The organism is Rhodococcus sp. NPDC019647 (assembly GCF_044389235.1).
GTDB classification, from domain to species: domain Bacteria; phylum Actinomycetota; class Actinomycetes; order Mycobacteriales; family Mycobacteriaceae; genus Rhodococcus_F; species Rhodococcus_F oxybenzonivorans.
The window spans coordinates 26,938-44,969 of record NZ_JBIRXS010000033.1 but is presented as its reverse complement, the minus strand read 5'-3'; the positions used below and the strand labels follow the sequence as shown (position 1 = coordinate 44,969).

At 68.1% G+C, this 18,032-nt stretch carries 13 protein-coding genes and 1 pseudogene; 8 read left to right on the top strand and 6 right to left on the bottom strand.

Annotated elements, in window-relative coordinates; all coding sequences use genetic code 11:
- Nucleotides 1-96 precede the first annotated feature (96 nt).
- The 6 genes from ACH49N_RS33590 to ACH49N_RS33565 are packed head-to-tail and all read right to left on the bottom strand — an operon-like array spanning nt 97 to nt 8,473.
- Nucleotides 97-1,698: a peptidoglycan DD-metalloendopeptidase family protein gene (locus ACH49N_RS33590; RefSeq protein WP_012687089.1), complete on the bottom strand. Its 1,602-nt coding sequence runs from the start codon at nt 1,696-1,698 to the stop codon at nt 97-99.
- Nucleotides 1,695-2,528: a hypothetical protein gene (locus ACH49N_RS33585; protein ID WP_012687088.1), complete on the bottom strand. Its 834-nt coding sequence runs from the start codon at nt 2,526-2,528 to the stop codon at nt 1,695-1,697. Before ACH49N_RS33585 ends, ACH49N_RS33590 begins: the two co-directional genes overlap by 4 nt.
- Complete coding sequence (locus tag ACH49N_RS33580; RefSeq protein WP_012687087.1) at nt 2,528-4,669, bottom strand: hypothetical protein; 2,142 nt, start codon at nt 4,667-4,669, stop codon at nt 2,528-2,530. The genes ACH49N_RS33585 and ACH49N_RS33580 overlap by 1 nt, the downstream gene beginning before the upstream one ends.
- Complete coding sequence (locus ACH49N_RS33575) at nt 4,666-7,722, bottom strand: ATP-binding protein (RefSeq protein ID WP_012687086.1); 3,057 nt, start codon at nt 7,720-7,722, stop codon at nt 4,666-4,668. The genes ACH49N_RS33580 and ACH49N_RS33575 overlap by 4 nt, the downstream gene beginning before the upstream one ends.
- Nucleotides 7,719-8,117, bottom strand: coding sequence for a hypothetical protein (locus ACH49N_RS33570; protein WP_012687085.1), 399 nt, complete (start codon nt 8,115-8,117; stop codon nt 7,719-7,721). The genes ACH49N_RS33575 and ACH49N_RS33570 overlap by 4 nt, the downstream gene beginning before the upstream one ends.
- A 44-nt stretch (nt 8,118-8,161) precedes the next feature.
- A complete protein-coding gene (locus ACH49N_RS33565; protein ID WP_043827431.1) occupies nt 8,162-8,473 on the bottom strand; it encodes a hypothetical protein in 312 nt (103 codons plus the stop codon).
- A 1,142-nt stretch (nt 8,474-9,615) separates the two neighbouring features.
- On the opposite strand from ACH49N_RS33565, the gene ACH49N_RS33560 reads away from it, so the two are divergent.
- The 8 genes and pseudogenes from ACH49N_RS33560 to ACH49N_RS33525 all read left to right on the top strand — a co-directional run bounded on the left by ACH49N_RS33560 (nt 9,616) and on the right by ACH49N_RS33525 (nt 17,902).
- Nucleotides 9,616-11,763, top strand: coding sequence for an FtsK/SpoIIIE domain-containing protein (locus ACH49N_RS33560; RefSeq protein ID WP_012687083.1), 2,148 nt, complete (start codon nt 9,616-9,618; stop codon nt 11,761-11,763).
- A gap of 32 nt (nt 11,764-11,795) precedes the next feature.
- Nucleotides 11,796-12,593 (top strand): annotated as a pseudogene (locus ACH49N_RS33555) (FtsK/SpoIIIE domain-containing protein); the annotation flags it as partial.
- A gap of 57 nt (nt 12,594-12,650) precedes the next feature.
- Entirely contained in the window at nt 12,651-12,998 is a 348-nt protein-coding gene (locus ACH49N_RS33550; RefSeq protein ID WP_012687081.1) for a hypothetical protein, read from the top strand.
- Nucleotides 12,999-13,000: 2 nt separating this feature from the next.
- On the top strand, nt 13,001-14,380 hold the full coding sequence (locus ACH49N_RS33545) for a ParA family protein (protein ID WP_012687080.1): 1,380 nt from the start codon (nt 13,001-13,003) through the stop codon (nt 14,378-14,380).
- A gap of 113 nt (nt 14,381-14,493) precedes the next feature.
- Nucleotides 14,494-15,723: a hypothetical protein gene (locus tag ACH49N_RS33540; protein ID WP_012687079.1), complete on the top strand. Its 1,230-nt coding sequence runs from the start codon at nt 14,494-14,496 to the stop codon at nt 15,721-15,723.
- 23 nt (nt 15,724-15,746) lie between these two features.
- Nucleotides 15,747-16,460 carry a hypothetical protein gene (locus tag ACH49N_RS33535; RefSeq protein WP_167315996.1) on the top strand — a complete coding sequence of 238 codons (714 nt, stop codon included), beginning with the start codon at nt 15,747-15,749 and terminating at the stop codon, nt 16,458-16,460.
- A gap of 141 nt (nt 16,461-16,601) precedes the next feature.
- A complete protein-coding gene (locus ACH49N_RS33530) occupies nt 16,602-17,402 on the top strand; it encodes an N-formylglutamate amidohydrolase (protein ID WP_012687077.1) in 801 nt (266 codons plus the stop codon).
- Nucleotides 17,403-17,725: 323 nt separating this feature from the next.
- A complete protein-coding gene (locus ACH49N_RS33525) occupies nt 17,726-17,902 on the top strand; it encodes a hypothetical protein (protein ID WP_012687076.1) in 177 nt (58 codons plus the stop codon).
- Nucleotides 17,903-18,032: the final 130 nt, after the last annotated feature.

The window sequence follows — 18,032 nt, the reverse complement described above, 5'->3', positions numbered from 1 at the left end:
TTGGCAATCCGGTTCGCCGTCGACGAAGTGGCGACAAGATCGTGAGAAGGGCGAAAAGTCGTGTGAGAATCCACACCTGCGGAGATGGCACGCCCCCTACATCACGCGGCGGGCCTTAAGCCCTGGCTGGAGTGGAGCTTCCTTGACGACATCGCCCTGCGTGGGGGCGTGGACCATCTGGCCGTTGCCGGAATAGACACCCACGTGTCCAGGCCCGTTCGGCCCCCAGCTGCCGAAGACGAGGTCGCCGGGACTCGCCTGGTCGATCGGGATCTCGATGCCGACACCCCACTGCTGCTCCGAGGTGCGCGGGAGGGAGACCTTGCCTGCGCTGGCCGCGTGCACCGCGTACGAGGTCAGACCTGAGCAGTCGAACCCACCGCCGGAGGGTCCGCCGGTTCCGCCGCCACCCCACACATACGGGGTACCAAGGTATTCGCGAGCGGCCGTGACTACTTGGCTGCTGTCACCGGATGCGTTGGGGATGAATCGGCCGCGGGCATTGGGATTGGTGAACCCTGCACGGGCCTGCAGGATCTTGGGCACGTAATTCTCGGTCTGGGCGAAGGGCGGGATACCGCCGAACTTCTGCACGGCGCCGGCGCCGGCGTTGTAGGCCGCAAGCGTCAGCTCGATGGGGTCGCCCTTGGCCTGGCCGCTGGTGATGTAGCCGGAAACGTCCTGGTACAGGGCGCACATGAAATGCGCCTGCGACATCACCGCGTCACCGATGGAGTTCGGGTCGGCCTTCCCGTCGCCGTCGTAGTCCTTACCCCAAGTTGCCCAGGTGCCGGGCATGAACTGTGCCGGTCCCAGCGCTCCGGTGTCCGATACCGGGGCATGGGGGCCGTGCCGGAATCCGTTCTCCTGCTGGAGCTGTGCGGCGAGCAACGGAGGGGCGATCTCCGGGCAGACACTGCCGGCGCGGCGTAGCCACGGCTCGAACTCGGCCGGCACGATCCCGAATGCCAGCTCGCCGCCGCCGGCCATGCCGAAGCCAGAGCAGTCAGTCGTCGACTGGGATGCGGCCACGAGTTGGATGGGACTATTGCTGGCGGTGTCGGGGTCGCCTCCACTGGTGCCGTTCTGTTCGGCGATGTCGGGTAGGACGGTGAGGGGGTCGAGGGCCGTTCCACCCTGCAGCCGGCCGCCCTGCCAGTACTCGAAGTGCAGGTGCGGGCCCGTCGATCCGCCGGCGTTGCCGATGTCGGCGATGTGGTCGCCGGCCTTGACCTGCTGGCCTGGTTTGATGTGAATTCCATCGGCGAACATGTGGCCGTAGACCGTGCTCACGGGCTTGCCGTCGACGTTCGAGTCGATGACCACCCAGTTCTCGAACCCGACCCCGGGCCCTTCGCCGGAGTCCCCGGCTTTGACGACGTTGCCGTCGAGCGCGGCGAGGATCTTGGTGCCGACCGGCCCGGCAAGGTCCACTCCTTGGTGCTGGGCTCCCCAGCGCTCACCGAATCCGGAGGTGAACGTGGTGGTCCCAGGTTCGACCGGCAGGCGAATTGGTCCGGATACGGTCAGCGTCAGATTCTCGGCGATCGACCCCGCGCTGTTGGCGCTGTCGGAGGTGACGGTCCGGCACGGATCTCTCGGGATGACTGGTGCGCCCAGTGAACACGCCGATGTCCCGATAATGATGCCGATGGCACCGGTGAGCAGCAGCGCCCGCTGGGCGCCGCCGATGTTCACCTTCCTCCGGGGATTGGGGTGTCGAGTTCCGGGATCGGGATCGGACCGGGAATCGGTGTCGGGTCGTTGCCTTGGCTCGGGGCGGTTGCCGGTTCGTCGAGATCGAACATCGGCTGCGGCGTCGTTGACAGGCTCGACGTCGATGTCGGCTGCGGCGGTGTCGTTTCGGCCGCGGTGGTGGTCGGTGTCGTCGATGTGAGTGGTGTCGCAGTGGTGGTCGCCCGGGCCATCGTCTCGACCTCGGAGAGGTCGAGGGTCGGTAGGGGAGTGCCTACCACCCACCGCTTCCCACCGTTGACCTCGTTGACGGTGAGCGTGATCCGCAGGTCCCCGGCCTGCGTCGGAACGGTCACCCGCGCGGTCCGCTCGCCGTCGGGCCCGTCGGTGAGCGTGCTGACCGTGGGGCCGGTGATGACCACCGGGGTCCGCGGGCGGGCCGCTACGACGTGCTCTCCCGGCTTGTCGGCGGTGTGGCGGCCGATGGTGCTGGCCCACATCGCATCCGACGGCGTGGTGTCGACGAAGGCATGCGCGTAGGCCATTGCGGTGGCAGGCGCGCTGGATGCGGCCCAGGTTGCGGTCTTGGCGGCGACCAGGGACTCGCTCACTTCGTCGAGGTCGTAGCTGATCGTCTCCGCGGGCGTGACTGATTCGATGGTGGTTTCGGCCTGGTGGGTGACTGCGCGCGGCGGAGGGTTCTCTCCGAAGGCCGCGCCGGCGGCGAACAGCAACGCCACTGTGCCGGCCGCCGTGATCGCCAGGTGGGTGCGGGAGTAGAGCACCCATCGGCGAATCGGTGCGAGGACAGGGTGAGGTCCGGATGACGACATCAGATGTACCGGTCCTCAGGTGTCGTGCGGGCCGGGGCGGCGGCGTTCCACACCTTCGCGTTCGGCGGCGCCTTCGCCGGTGATCGGTGCGGCGTGGACGCGGTGGCGTGATGTGCCGCTCGCTGGCCGCTGGTGGGGGTGTAGACCTTCATCGGCGCGATGGCCGAGCGGTCACCGCCGTCCCACCGCTGCCCGACGCTGGCGGTCAGCAGTTCCTTGCGGGCCCGGCGTTCCTGGACGAGGTTGTCGGCCTCGTCCTGGTCGAACCTTTTCCACGCCGCGGCGCCGGACCTGACCGCGCGATTGGCGTCCTTGCCGTCGACCCCGCCCTTGCCGCGGCCGATGTCGCGGCTGGCCACGGCAGCGATCCCGGCGATACGTGCATCGCGCTCGATCGCGGCGTCGGACGCCTGGCCCAGGCGTGCGGACCGGCCGAGCCCCTGCGCTTTCCGGGCATCTGCCCGTGACTGCGTGAGCGCCTGCTGGCGGCGATTGCCCAGCGCGCGACCCTCGGGCCGAGTGACCGTGGTCGCCCCGTCGTCCTCCTGTCCGTCGCGTCCACGGCGGGCGAAGCGCTCGGCGGCCTTTTCCGTGATCGCCTGCGCGGGCCCGCCGACCGCGAAGCTTGCAGCGTCGAATGCCTTGCGTTTGATGGACTTCTTGGCGCTTCGGGCCTTGCGGTTGACCATGCTCGCGCTGTTCTGTGTGAAGGTCTGGCTCATCCGTTTGAACGGCCGCATGATCGCCCAGCACACGACGGTCAGCAGCACCATGAACCACAGTCGCCAGGAGCCGTCGACGGCCCCGTTCGAGTTGACGTAGAGCTGGACCAGCGCCATCAGGTAGAGCGCGACGATTACCGAGCCGGCGACGCCCCACATGTAGGCCGAGGCGAGCATACGCATCACCCGGGCCAGCCACCCGCCGTAGGCGATCGCGACCGGAATCCAGATCGGGGCGAACAGGATCGCGAACCGGATCGCCAGCAGTGCGGTCAGCTTCAGCAGGGATGCGCCGATCCACAGCAGCGATGGCATGGCCAGCTTGGTCATGCCCATGAAGCCGGTGGAGGTGCGGCCGGAGTCCTTGCCCTGGAACTGGTAGTAGGAGAGCTGGTAGTCGGTCTCCAGCTTGGAGACGATGTCGCGGAACTGGTCGGCCTTCTCCTCGGCGAGCTGCGCCTGTGCCTTCGGATCGTCCTTCACCGTGTTCTGCTGGTCATAGCTGAACGCCAGCGCATCCCGCAGCTTCGGACCGAGTTGGTCCTTGTCCTCTGGGTCGTAGTTTTGGCCGAACCAACCCTTGCGCCAGTCGTCGAGGAAGACCTTGTCGATCAGCACGTTTCGAGGGTCGGTGCTGCCGCCGGCGAGCGTGCCTCCGTCGTCGCCGAACTGCACCGCGAAAATCTGGTCCTGCGTCTCGGTGATCAGCGCCCCGAACGTCTCGTCGGCCACCTGGAGCGCCTTCTGCGGGGCCCCGACCATCAACGCCCCGAGCGCGAGCCCAGCGGCGGCGATCGCCGAGGTCTTCGTGACTCCGGCTGTGTCGGCTTTCAGGGCTTTCCACAGGATCATCGAGGCCACGACGACCAGGCCGATGCCGACCCATTGCCCGTAGAGGCCCCGCATGCCCTCGGTGATCGAGAAGACGATCTGGTCGAACCGCTCCAGCGCGGGAGTCACCCCGGCCTCCGTGGCGTCCTGGCCGATCTTGGTCTGGTCGTCGAGCCAGAACGCGGCGGCCGCCATCGACTTGCCGATGGTCAAGAACGTGTTGCCCAGGGTGGTGTCGCCGACCGCACCAGGTGCCTTGACCAGGTCCGCGCCGCAGCCGAGGTCATAGGTGTGCCACTTGAGCCCGGCCCACCCGTAGGTCTGATAGCCGGTGCCGCCGGTGGTCGGCCGGTCGGCGCTGGTCGAGTCGAAGGTGGTCTCGATGACTTCGTTCGGGAACTCCGGCGGCGGGACGTCCTGGCAGTCGAACCCGCCGGCCGCCGCGACAGCGCCACCGAGTCCGATCAGCGACACCGCGGCCAGCATCAGCACCACCAGAACACGCCCTACGAGCCCCGTACGCCACCCGAAACGGCGCGGGGAAGGGGAATGGCCGATCCTTGCGGCTTTGGGCCGCAGCCGGCTCACGGCGCACCCCCGATCGCCGCGCGGGTCGCTCGCGAGTCCAAGGCGTCGAACACGTGGGCCAGGTGCACGTAGTGCGTCCAGTCCGAACGGATCAGCTCGATGTCGTCGGCCATCTTCACGATGAACCGGCGGGCCTGGTCCAGGTGTTCGGTGTCGGTGTCCTCGTCGAGGGTGTCCTCCCCGCCGCCGCCGAGGCCGGCCAGAAGTGACTCGTAGCCCTCGCCGAGCGGAAGGTTCAGCAGCTTGAGCGCGCCCTCGATCGCGTGGGCGTTGCCGCCGAGATCACCGATGATCACCTCGTACGTCAGCGCGGACTTGTCGTCGGTGCCGTCGACGCCGAGGTAGTCGTCGGGCAGCTGCGAGCACACCAGCGCGCGAACCTTGTACTTGCGGCTGTCGCGGGCGATCCGCAGGTTCAGGGTGCGTCCGGCGCCGGTCTGCTCGAGGTACTTGTTCTCGTCGAGAAAGAGCACCTTGCGTTCGTAACGCGGCAGCTCGTAGACGAGCCGGTTCGCCATCCACGCCGCCATATGCATCAGCGGGCCGGCCATCCGCTGCTGCGGGGTCCACTGCGCCGGGTCGGTGCCCTCCGGGGGCAGTTGCAGGCCCGGCATCGTCAGGACCGTCAGGCGCACGTTGCGGTCGACGTCCTCGCCGTCGCCGATGGTTCCCTCCTCAGGGAAGAGCACGCGAGCCTCGGAAAGCTGGGACATCATCGCCAGGTCCTGGTGGATGGACCGTGCGCAGGAAATCAGGTCGGCGTTGGTCTCGTCCTTGCCTTCGCCGATCGTGGCGATGGCGGCGAGGACTTCGCTCAGGTTGTGGCGGCGGTCGCCGCCGACCATGTTCGCCGCGGTCTGTAGAACCGTCTCGGTCCATTGATGTTCGAGACGCGACGGCGTGAGCATCATCTTCAACACCGACACCGCCACCGAGATCCGCTCCGCCTCCGCGGCTCGCAGATCCGCCTCGTACTGCGACTGTGCGGCGGCGACCGGATCGGCGTCGTCGGTGTAGTCCGGGCTCGTCGGGTCGTACTCCGGATCCTCGCGCCGAGGGTCGACGATCACTCGGTAGGGGTTGAGCGATCCCGGACGAGAGGTGCGACCGGTCAGCGCCTGCACTTCGGCGATACCCCGGAACTCGGGTAGCTGCGCAAGCTTCTTCAGCGGCCCCGACGGGTCGAGCACCACACCGTAGGCACCCGCACGCACCGCCTGGTAGACGAGCATGCCAGCGAGGAATGTCTTACCCGAGCCGGGCACCGCGACGATCGGCGTCAGACCGGACTTGTGCTTCTTCTCGTGCGCGGCGAACAGATCCCATACCGCGGGCCGCGGAGCGATCGACGCGGTCTGCCCGACCACGACGCCGGTGCGGTCACCGATCCGGTCACCGACCGCGGCCATGCCAGCCGACAGCGCCTCGACGTTCATCCGCCGGCAGTGCGCGATGTTCGCCAGCGGCTCACCCGGGATGAACTCGCGCAGCAGCTGGTACTGGCCGTGCTCCTGTTCCAGGCGAATCCGCGGCGCGTACATCTCCTGCAGCAGCGCGACTTTCTCCTTTGCCTCCTCCGGCGACGAACCGACGACGAGGACGCGGTACCAGCCCTGGGTGCGTACCGACAGGCCCGAGTGGTCCTCCTCGATGTCGGAGATCACCCGTTGGGCGAGTGCGTGCTGTTCGGCCAGTTCCTGCGGCGGGACCTGGTCGTGTTCGACGGTGTAGTGGTCGAACTGGGCCTCGATCTTCGACGTCAACCGGCGCAGGCTGCGCAGCGTCTGCCCCTTGGTCTTGAGCGAGATCCGCTCGGACCATTCGAGGGGTTCGCCTGACGGATCGCCGATCACCTGCCACGGCAGCATCTTCTCCGGGATCGGCAGCGGCGCCATGCGCCCGACCGTCAGGACGATCGCGTAGCCGGTGTAGTCCCGGCCGCCGACCAGCCCGCGCACCGTGGTGTAGCCGTCGCCGGGGGTCAGCTCGAGGGTGGTGAGGTCTTCGAGCGCGGCGACGTCGGATTCTTCCCAGTCGCCGCCGCCGGAGATCACGCCGTCCGCATCGAGCGGCAGCCCGAGTGTCGCCGAGCGCAGCAACAGGTAGTCCATCTGCGCTGCGGTCGCGGGTTTGGCGTTCACGCCCTGCCCGGACAGGTGCCGCTCGATCGTGGCGAGGTGATCGGCGATCGCCTTCTGCTCGCCGAGGAACGCATCGCGCGCCCACTTGCGCCACAGCTGAGCGAACGTGCCCAGCAGTGGCCAGTCGACGACAGGAACCAGCCACTGCCCGACCGTGTCGAGCCCCTGCGCGAGCACCGAGCGCGGCGGCAGCTCCACTCCCCAGTAGCGGCCCTTCTGGGTCGGGTTGCCCCACAGCATCGCGTGCTGTTGCCCGCGTAGGTAATCCGCCCACGACAACGCACCCGGCACGTCCGGGATCGGATCGGCCCACCCGTCATGCGCCTGCGCCCACTGCCGCACCGGCCACGGTGTGCGCACCAGCCGCCGGTGCAGCCCCGTCACACCGGCCTCGGCGAGGTTCGCCACGACCAACCCCTCGTTCTGGATGTAGCGGCGCTGCTTGCCGACCGGACGCATGTTCCACGGCCCCGGCGGCTGCACGAACCACGCCGTCGACTGCCGGCGCGTGCGAGTGACGTTGCCCTCCACCCCGACCAGCGCGAGCCGCACCGCCTTGCGTTCGCGGTCCGCGCGCTTCTTCGCCGCAGCGGCCTGCCTGGTGAACTCCGCCTCCGGGTCGCTGCGGCGGCCGCGCTTCTTTCCGCGCCGCTTACCTTTCGCGGTGGGTTCTGGCTCCGCGTCAGGTGCGGGGGAGGGGACCACGTCAGGTGTGGGGGCTGCGATGTTGCTGTCCGGAGCCTGTGACCAAGCCAATTCCTGGGCCGGGGCCGGCGTGGCGGCCGATCGGTTCGCCGCCATCGCCGCCGCCCACGACGGTGGCAACGCACCGGGCGGAACGATGACCGGCTCGGGCTCGTCGAAGTTCGGATCGAACAGTGCGGCGATCTCGTTGTCGGGCTGCAAAGTCATCGGGAGGACTCACCTTCGATCGGCGTGACGGCATGCGCGCTGCCGGCAGCGCGGGAAATGGCGGGAATGCGGAGCACGACGGTCTGGCCGGGCTTCGGTGGGCGCGGTGCGTTCAGGTCGTTCCACGCAGCCCGGATCACCGCCCGGACCGGGCGGTCGGCGTTGACGAACTTCGTCACCCGCGCGGTGAGCACGACGGTGATGACCACCATCACGACGAGGGACTTGAAACCCAGCGGCACGTGCACGATGCCGCGGGCGATGACGAAGACGGTGACCATGAATGCGGCCCCGAGCCCGAGCGCCGCGTACCGAATCCGGACGGGCAGGGTGAACCCGGTTGGGCCGAGGTAGTGCTGATCCACCCGGTGCAGCAGGTCGTCGTTGTCGATCACAGTCGGCTCCCTTCGATCGTCGATTGGTGATCGGGCACGGCAGGTCAGACCACTCGGATGCCGAACAGGCCGAGAATCCAGTTGCCGATTCCGGTCGCGGCGCTCTCACTGCTCGCGAGGGAAAAGAACGCGATACCGACGAGCGACAGACCGCCTACGGTGAAGACCTTCGACAGGTTGCCGCGCAGGCCGCCGAGGAGGACGACGCACGCGATCAGGGCGAGGATCGTGAAGATGATGTTGTCGCCGATCCACGCGCGCAGGCCGCCAGTGGTGACTTCGGTGTTCTGGGCGAGTACGTCGACGCTTCCGGGCGGGGTGGTCGCCAGGTCGACGACTGCGGACGTGAGGGACATGAGCACACTCCATCGCTGAGTTCGGTAGGTGCATCTGAATGTGGATGCGCACGACCGTAAGTCGAACTCGCTTTTCATCTCAACGGGGTGTCCGCGCCGGGATCGGGTCATCGGTGCAGGTGAACGGGGGCGGTGCGGCATCGGGAATGTCGTTTCCAGCGATGGGTGCGAAGCGGCGGCGCGGCGCGGCCGGAACGATCTCGATGGGCAGCCGGCAATCAGGCTGCGCGTGGGGGGATTCCCCGCGGTGATTCGATCGATGGGGGCGGCTCGTGTGTCGTCGCGGTGATCAGAGTCAGGCGCTCCACCTGCTCGTCGACCGACCGTCGGGCGGTGTGCGCACTCGGGCAGACGGCGGGTCCAAAGGCCACGCCCAGACGGGCTGTCGCGGCAGGTGCGTAGCGAGCGGCTCGAGCACCCAGTGCGCCGGTGCGTGGAGACAGCGCTCAGATGCGCGGTGAAAACGGCGCCGGATTCGGCGATGGATTTCGGCGGTGGATTCGAGCGCTCGAAAAAGCGCCTCCCAGGCCCACCCCCTCCGGGGGCCACTCCCCCCCGGCGTTCCTTGGGGGGGAGTGTAATCCAGAATTGCGCTCAGCGCCAACGCTATTCGGAACACCCACGTAGAACGCTATGAGCAGTGCTCGAACCAGTGCCGCGGCGAGCGCTCACCACCGGGCATGTCCACGCCTTCCGCAGCGCTCACAACACCACTCGGTCGAGCGGGCGCACCCGTCCGCAGACCCGCGTGGCGAAGTACTCGAAAAAGCACTCGCACGGGCGCTGAATCCCGCGTCCCACATTGCCCCGCAGGGCACTCGGTGAACGCTCCCGCAGAGCGCTCGAACGAGCGTGCCGAACAGCGGTCGACAGAGTCCCCTCGGCGCAGCGGTCGACATACCGATGCAACCACAGCTCACAAAGGCGGTGATCAGAGACCCGTCAAGGGCGCGAGTCGAACGCGTTGAGGGTTCGGCACTCCGGCCTGGAGATCATGCGCGAGAGCGGTGTTCACCGCACCGGCGGGGGTGCGCCGCACGAGGGGGACACCCCGTTGAGGAAAATCACGGGTTTCTGTCACTGTGCTCAAAGACGCCTCCCCGGAAGGCGTTCAGGATCGAAACGATCGAAAGGCACAGGCGGTGAGCGGAAATCACGACCCACTCAAGGACTGGTTGGTCGCGACGTGGCGCGACATCTTCGGCGATTCCGGCGACGGTCGCGGCAACCAGGTCAGGGAGGACGGCCAGCCGACGCGCATCCGCCGTTTTACCCCGCTCTCGCCGATCACCATCGTCGCCGCCGGCCTTGCTGTGTACTCCCCGCGCCTCATGTCGGCGGCCACCGACAACGAGACCGTCGTCGGCGTGCTGACGAAGCTGCACGACTACCGGGTGCTGCTCGTCGCCGCCGCTGCCCTGCTCGTCATCGTCGACGTCCTGCGCCACCGCATGCACAGGTGGTCGCAGATGTTCGAATCGGTGGTCCGACAGGGCACCGGACACCTGCCGAAGAAGATCGTCGTCTCGTTCCCGCCCGGGTGGCGTGTGATCCGACGCGCGACGATCACACTGCACCGCGGCACCGTCATCCGGCCCAAGCAGTTCGAGGAGGTCTCCCGCGCGATCGCGGCCGCGTTCCCCGGCAGTGACAAGTGGGAGGTCAAGGTCCGCCACAAGACCCACCACGACCGCATCATCATCGCCCGTAAGACCATCACCCCGGACACCCGCTCCGACCGCCAGAAGGCCCTCCAGGGCGCGCTCGACGACGCCTCGATCTTCAAGGACCCGAAGGTCACCGTAGAGACTGTCGACGAGGCCGGCGTCGAGACCGGCTACCGGATTGCGTTCGAGAAGTCGATGAACGCAGGCGCCAAAGGCTTCCAGCTCAAGGTCGAAGAAGCTCTCGCCTCCCTGGCGGGGCAGCACGAGTCCGGCCGCAACTGGACCACCGACTGGTACCCCGACAAGGGCTACCTGGTGATGCGTCTGGTCACCGCGATGCCCTCGCGCGTCGACCACCCGCTCGAATTGGTCGACGAGAACTTGCGGCACCTGCCGTATGCGACCGGTGCCGCGGACCGAATCATGTACTGGGATGTGTCAACGAGCTCGAACAAGCCGCATTGCCTGATCGTGGGCCCGACCGGGGGCGGCAAGACGTCGGTGATCCGCACCCTGCTGACCGAGGCCGCCCGCCGCGGAGTTCCGTTCGTCGGCGTCGATCCGAAGATGATCGAACTCGACGGCCTCGAGGGCTACCCCGGCTGCGGCGCGATCATCTACGACGCACTGCGCGCAGCGATGTTCGTGCGCGCGCTGCACACCGAGATGATGGCCCGCAACGCCTACATCCACCAGATGAAGATCGAGGGCTCGCAGCTGCCGCTGATGATCGCGGTCCTCGACGAGTTCTTCATCCTCTCCGGCAAGTGGCAGCGCCTGGCCAAGACCGGCGACGACGAGACCCGCGAACAGCTCAAAGAACTCGACCCGCTCGGTGCGTGGGCCGACCTCGCCGTTCTTGCCCGTTCGGCCGGTATCCGGCTGCTACTCGGGGTGCAGCGCCCCGACGCCAGTTTGTTCGGTGGCGCGTCCGGTAACGCCCGCGACAACTTCGGTACCCGCATCAGCCTCGGCAACCTGTCGCAGGACGGCGCGCTGATGATGTGGGGCGACTCGACCGTGGGCCGCGAGGTCGACACCTCCGTCAAGGGCCGCGGGATCGCGCTCGGCGACGACGGCAACCCCGTCGACGCGCAGATGTGGTGGACCCCCAACGTCGACCGACACCCCAACAAGTGGAACCAGCTCGCCGAGAGTGAGAAGGCGATCATCGACGGCCTCAAACCCACCGAGGCCCCGCAGTTCACTTGCTACTCACAGGAGCTGGCCTCGTTCATCGAATCCGAGCGCGCCCTGGCCAAGCGAGCACGCAAGCACGGCAGTGCTCCCGAGCCGATCGTCATCGGCGCGACCGCCACCACCGACGACGGCCCGTCCGCCACGTCACCGACTGCGGACGCCGCGCCCACCGGCGACGACGACTTCTCGGACGTCATTCCCGCCTCCGCAGTAGTGGCCGGCCAGACCGTCCTCGTCGACGACGACAACGGCGAACTCGTCCCCGTCACCGTCGACTCGGTCGACGTCCGCCGCGGCGCCAAGGGCGAGGTCGCCGAAACCGTCCTGACCGTCGGCACCGGACGTGTGAAGACCCGCATCACCTTCGACGTCACCGGCGTCGTCGTCCTCCCCGAACCCGACCTCGTAGGAGCGCCTGCATGACCGCCGCGAACCCGCCTGAAGGTACCGACATGCATCTGCCCTATGCGACGGCCGCCAACGGTGAAACCGTGTCCTGGAACATCTCCTCCCACGCAGCCGGACCGCACTGCCTGATCGTCGGACCGACCGGGGGCGGCAAGACGTCGGTGATCCGCACCCTGCTGACCGAGGCCGCCCGCCGCGGCATTCCCTTCGTCGGCGTCGACCCAAAGACGATCGAACTCGACGGCCTCGAAACCGAACCGAACTGCGTCACGATCATCGGCGATGCACTGCGTGCCGCAGGGTTCATCCGAGCACTGCACCGCGAGATGCACGCGCGGGTGGGATGGGTTCAGGAGAACCGGGCACAACCGACAGACCTTCAGCCGCTCATAGTCGCGGTCGACGAGTGCTTCATCCTTTCCGGTAAGTGGCAGCGCCTGGCCAAGACCGGCGACGACGAGACCCGCGAACAGCTCAAAGAACTCGACCCGCTCGGTGCGTGGGCCGACCTCGCCGTTCTTGCCCGTTCGGCCGGTATCCGGCTGCTACTCGGGGTGCAGCGCCCCGACGCCAGTTTGTTCGGTGGCGCGTCCGGTAACGCCCGCGACAACTTCGGTACCCGCATCAGCCTCGGCAACCTGTCGCAGGACGGCGCGCTGATGATGTGGGGCGACTCGACCGTGGGCCGCGAGGTCGACACCTCCGTCAAGGGCCGCGGGATCGCGCTCGGAGACGACGGTCGGCCCACTGCCGTGCAGATGCGAGCCCCTGAGCAGACCACGGCAGAACCAACCTTTACGCCGATGACCTGGTACTCGCGGGAACTCCCGAATTTCCTCGACAACGCCTCCCGGGGCGACTGACCTCAGCTCCACCAACACCACCACCGAAAGGGAACACCCATGAGTCGCCGTATCTCCCAGTCGATCACCCCGACTACCGAGGACGTGGCCGCGCTGCGCGGACCGTTCGTTGCCAAGGGTGCGAACGACCCTGTCATCAAATCGCTGCGCGAGTACTTCAAGAGTTCGGTCCCCGCGTGGCTGGCCAAGCTCAGTGAGGAGCAGGAGCTGACCCGCGAGCGGCTCGCGGAGATCCGGGATGCCTCGTCCAAGCGTCGGGTCGTCATCGAAGCGCTGCCTGAGGGAAGCGCCCGTGACAAGGCCCTCGCCGAGCTGGAAACGGCCGAGGCCGTCGTCGACGACATGGACAAGGCGCTGTCCGGGGCCAGTACCTTCGGGGTCAGCTGACGATGACGCCGCCGACCGTTGATGTCGAGATCACCTCCGCGACCACTGCCCGCGCCACCCTGGCGGACGCCGACGTGCCTCCGATGAATTTGGAGTCGAACGAGAGCAAAACCCTCTCCACTGTTGTGCACGAGTTCCTGCACAAGATGGCGCAGACCCAGGGCGCTGACGTTGAGGTCGTCTACCGGACGGGAAAGGACACTCGGTTCCTGACCGTCGGCCCGGACGGGAAGACGGAGGAACGCGCCCCGAGCATGCCCCTGCCGACCGTCACGCAGACCGCGCCCGAACCGGTGGCGGCGGAGCCTGTCTCCACGCCGCCGGGCGGGCCGGTGGTCGTGGCGGCCGAACAGATCGCCTACGAGGCGGCGCCGCCACCCTTCGGTGTCTCCACACCTTCGCTAGTGGGGCAGCGGCCGGCAGAGCCGATCACAGGCCCAATCACGGGCCCGCTGGACGTGCTCCCGCAGCTGTCCGCGCCGCGCGCGAACCCTGCGGTGAGCGACCCTGCTCGGCTCGGTGTGCGTGGCCGACTCAACGCCATGCTCGGACTCAAGCTCGCACCGAAGAAGGACTCGCTCGAGATGCGACTGCGCGATTCGCAGACAACGATCGCCCGCCCGCTCCCCGAGGACGCAGTGATCACCTTCGCCAACCTAAAGGGCGGCGTCGGCAAGACCCCGATGTCGATCAGCCTGGCCGAGACGCTGGCCGAGCACCGAGGCCCCGCCACCGTCACGTGCATGGACCTCGGCGAAGTCGGCGGCAGCTTCGCTGATCGCGTGGCCGTTCCTCCAGCCACGGGCAAGGACGTGGTCGGCCTGCTGGCCGCGGTCGACCCGGCGGCCACCGATGTCCGGCCGTCCACGCTTGCCCGCTACCTGACGCGTCAGCCGTCCGGCTCCGACATCATCGCCGGGCGGGACGGGGCCGACTCGCCTCTGAGCTACGACGACGCCGCAGCGCTCGGGGCGATCCTCGGCCGGCACCGCGACGTCCTGGTCGCTGACACCGGAAATTCCAGCCATGACGGGAGTTGGCGCTGGGCAATCACGGCCGCGCACGCGGTGATACTCCCGGTTCCGCTGCGCCGCGACGCCGCCGCGGCCGCCCAACGCACCCTCGCCACGATCGCAGCAGTCCGGCCCGACGTTCTCGCCCGCACCGTCGTGGTCATCACCGCTGGGCCCGGGGACGTGCCGATGGTCGAGACCGAGGTTGTCAACGCGCTCCCCGCGCTGCGGGTGTGCCGGATGCCGTTCGAGCCGTTGTTCGCCTCCGGCGAGCGCATTGCGCTCAGCCAGTTGCGGCGGGAGACGCAGGACGCGTTGACCGTGCTCGCGGCCACCGTTGTCGACCTGATGGCGGGTGCCGTGGGCTGATGCGCTGGCCCGGCCAGCCAGGTCGGGAGTGACCGTCCTACCTCCGATCCTTCCCATTCCATGAAGATCCGGCCCTCCCACGAGGGGCGAACCCAGATGAAAGGCGATGCTCGATGAGCAACGACATCAACACCGGTAACCGCGCCGCCCGCCGCGCCCGGCACCGCCGCCGCAGCGCCACCCAGGCCGCCACCGCGCTCGCGGTCATCGCCGCTGCCCTGGCCTCCGGAATCGCTCTGTCCCCGTCCGCATTCGCCGACCCGATCCAGGGCGGTGTCACGGGCGGCGAGACCCAGGAAGGTGTCACCGGAGGAGACACCCAGAGCGGAACCACCGCCCCGACACCGGCACCCGAGCCCGAGACCGCATTCGTGCCGCAGATCCCGGCGGAACCGGTGTACTGGGTTGATCCGCCCGCCGAGTACCAGAACATCGAGTACCAGCCGCTCCCGAACTACGACTACGACACCAATGCCTATGTCGAGCCGGAGAACTACTACCTCGCGCCGGTGGCGTTCGACCAGCTGCACCTGCCGACCCCGGTGGAGCCGACCGCACCGTTCATCGCGCCCCGAGACACCCTTCGTCTGGGTGAGCTGCACATCAAGCAGCCGAACTGGATCAGCGACCTGGACAGGGACCGCACCAACAACACGATGTCGGTGGTCCAGGCCGGGGTCTCGACCGGTTGGCGGTCGATCGGCGTGGACACGAACCGGGCCGACCGAATCGCCGCCGCACAGGTCGGCGCCGGCGCGCTGGGAGTGGTCACCGGTGCTGCTGCCGCCGGTGTTCCTGCTGCCATCGCCGGCGGGGCCGCTGTCGGCACCGTCGCAGGACTCGTGGGCGCTACCGCAGGCAACGCGTTCATCCCCGGCATCGGCTGGGCACCGGTCGGGGCCATCGCGACCGGCGCCGGTGCTGCGGCCGGGGCCGCCGCATTCGGGCTTCCCGCGGCAGCGCTCGGCGGCGTCGTCGGCGGAGCGGTCGCGGTCGCCGCGGTCACCCCGATCGCCGCCGGGGACAAGGGCGAACCGAAGGAGATCGAGGTCCCGGACATCGACTCCGAAGCTGTGACCGCCCAGACCGAGACCGTGCTCACCGACTGGGAGAACTCCGGCCCGGTCGGTCAGGCCGCCGCCGACGCCGTCCAGGACACGGCCCTGGCTGCGCCCGCGATCGACCAGCAGGCCCGCGACTTCGTCGCTGCCCAGCCCGGCGGCGAGCAGATCATCGAGCAGGTCGATGGCGCCCTGAATTCGTTCTTCACCGACGCCACCCCTGGCCTGGCCGGAAACCTGTTGTCGGGCGCCATCGGTGGCGGCATTCCGGCAGCGAACTGAAACCACAAAGGCGGGTGCGCACCATGAAGAAGCCGACCCTCGGCCGATCGACGCCGCGGCATCCGGCCGTGATCGACCTTCTCGGCACCACACCCACCGCCGACCACCCGCCGGGCGCCCGCACCACGGCGCTCGGCGGCCCGGCCACACCACCGCCCCCACCCCGGTCGCCTCTACCGCCGGCCCGCGGCGGCCGCGGGCCGGGAAAGAAGACGATTGCCACCGTCGCAGCGGTCGCCGTCGCTGTGGCCGGCGGGGTAGCCGTCATCCACCTGTGCAGCGGAGACAGTGAGACCGCGTCTACCGCGGCGACAACCAGCGCCACCACCACAGCAGCTGACGAGAACGGACTGCCCATCCTCAACCTGCCCGAACCCGAACAGGCCGAACAGACATCCACGTCGGACGGGGAATGCCGGGCCGACCGCGGTGACCAGAAGAGCGGCGCGGGCGTGATCGCAGCGTTCAACCACGCCTACTACAGCCAGCGCAACGGCGAAGCCGCCCGCGGCCTCGCAACCCCCACCTCCTCGGTGCTGCCAGGTCCCGAGCTGCAGAAGGTCATCGACGCGGTCCCGATCGGCACCAACTATTGCCTCCGCACCGTCGAACTGTCCGACGGGGTCTACCTCGTCGATCTGTCCGTGATGCAACCCGCCCAGCCGGTCAAACGCGGCACCCAGACCGTGACCACCCACAAGGTCGACGGGCGCTGGTACGTCGATGTTTTCACCTGAGTCCCTGGCCCGGCGGGAGTGCTCGCTGCCGCCAACGAACCCGACCGAACGGGGACGTAGTCCGGGCGGAGCGCTCGACCACCGGCCACGGTTCAGACCTACCGCCAAGGTTGGCCGCCAGCCGATCTACGAAAGGAACGCATGAACAGCTTCTCGATCCTGCCAGGTCGCCCGTCATCGCCGGTGATCCTGCACGTACCGCACGCCTCCCGCACGATTCCCCCGCACGTCCGCGCACAGCTGCTGCTCGACGACGCGGCACTCGACGCCGAACTGGACGAGGCCACCGATACCGACACCGACCTGATCGCCACACTCGGCGCCGACCACGCCCGCACCCATCCGTGGATTGTGAAGAACGCCTTGTCCCGACTGGTCGTCGACCCCGAACGGTTCCCCGACACCTCTGAGCCGGCCACAGTCTTTGGCCGCGGTGCCGTCTACACCCGCGCCTGCAACGGAAGGCGGCTTAGGGGCGAACCATTCGCCGCCGCCGAGGCACTTCTCGACGAGTACTTCCGTCCGTACGCCCGCGCTGTCGCCGAGCTCGTCACCGACCGCATCGCTGCATGCGGACGAGCAGTGATCATCGATGTGCACTCCTACCCCAAACGCCCGTCTGGATTCGAGAACCCGGTCGCGGCACGACCAGCGGTGTGCATCGGCACGGATCGCCTTCACACACCGGACTGGTTGACGAGCGCAACCCGCCGGGCCTTCCTTCCTCTCGGGGAGATCGCTGAGAACACCCCCTACGCCGGGTGTTACGTGCCACTCGGCCGCTACGGCCACGACGAACGCGTATCCGCCGTGATGATCGAGCTGCGCCGCGACACCTATCTGCCCGATGATGGTCGCCCCGGCAAACATTCGGTCGCACAGCTCGGCACGTACCTTGCCGAACTCATCGACACCGCAACCGAGGTTGGCGCCGATGTGTAAACCCAAGCCCGGACCACGCTGCACCCCGCACATGCGCAACCGCCTCACCCGCGCCGCGACGCGGCTGACCGAAGCCCGCCGCGACCTCGACGCCCAACCCCACGCCGTCCACCTCCAGCAACGGCTCAACAAGGCCGAATCCAACCACGCCGAAATTCAAGCCCTCTACGACGCCACACCCGGTGGCCAACAAGAACTACGGTCGGCGATCAAGAGCGAAGCCGGGCCCGCCCGAAGCGACCTCGAGCGCCGCTTGGCTGCAGGTGACAGACTGCGTGCGAACCAAACTGAAGCACTGAGCCGCGCCCGAAACACTGGGAACGATGTTCGAACCGAAGGAGCTGACAGCCATGAATCACGAGCCGATGACGCAGGAGCGCAGGGAAGCGTTCTGGCGGAAGTACCGGTGGACACCCGATCTGCTGCCGGAGCAGCGCAAGGCGATCGAGCAGGTCTGGACGGACGAGAAGATCGAGGAAGCCGAAGCCCTCGGCTTCTGATTGGTGACCGCCGCGTCGACCCGCTCGCCGCATACAGCCGGCCCGACTCCGAGAAAGCCGACTTCGCTGCGCGCGGACTGTCCAGCCCGACGCTGTACGAGCTATCGTCGTCGGATGCGGATCTGTACCG

Excerpts from the sequence above, each read along its gene's own strand:
- ACH49N_RS33585 (WP_012687088.1), bottom strand. The coding sequence starts at position 2,528 with ATGTCGTCATCCGGACCTCACCCTGTCCTCGCACCGATTCGCCGATGG.
- ACH49N_RS33575 (WP_012687086.1), bottom strand. The coding sequence starts at position 7,722 with ATGACTTTGCAGCCCGACAACGAGATCGCCGCACTGTTCGATCCGAAC.
- ACH49N_RS33565 (WP_043827431.1), bottom strand. The coding sequence starts at position 8,473 with ATGTCCCTCACGTCCGCAGTCGTCGACCTGGCGACCACCCCGCCCGGA.
- ACH49N_RS33550 (WP_012687081.1), top strand. The coding sequence starts at position 12,651 with ATGAGTCGCCGTATCTCCCAGTCGATCACCCCGACTACCGAGGACGTG.
- ACH49N_RS33545 (WP_012687080.1), top strand. The coding sequence starts at position 13,001 with ATGACGCCGCCGACCGTTGATGTCGAGATCACCTCCGCGACCACTGCC.
- ACH49N_RS33540 (WP_012687079.1), top strand. The coding sequence starts at position 14,494 with ATGAGCAACGACATCAACACCGGTAACCGCGCCGCCCGCCGCGCCCGG.
- ACH49N_RS33535 (WP_167315996.1), top strand. The coding sequence starts at position 15,747 with ATGAAGAAGCCGACCCTCGGCCGATCGACGCCGCGGCATCCGGCCGTG.
- ACH49N_RS33530 (WP_012687077.1), top strand. The coding sequence starts at position 16,602 with ATGAACAGCTTCTCGATCCTGCCAGGTCGCCCGTCATCGCCGGTGATC.
- ACH49N_RS33525 (WP_012687076.1), top strand. The coding sequence starts at position 17,726 with ATGTTCGAACCGAAGGAGCTGACAGCCATGAATCACGAGCCGATGACG.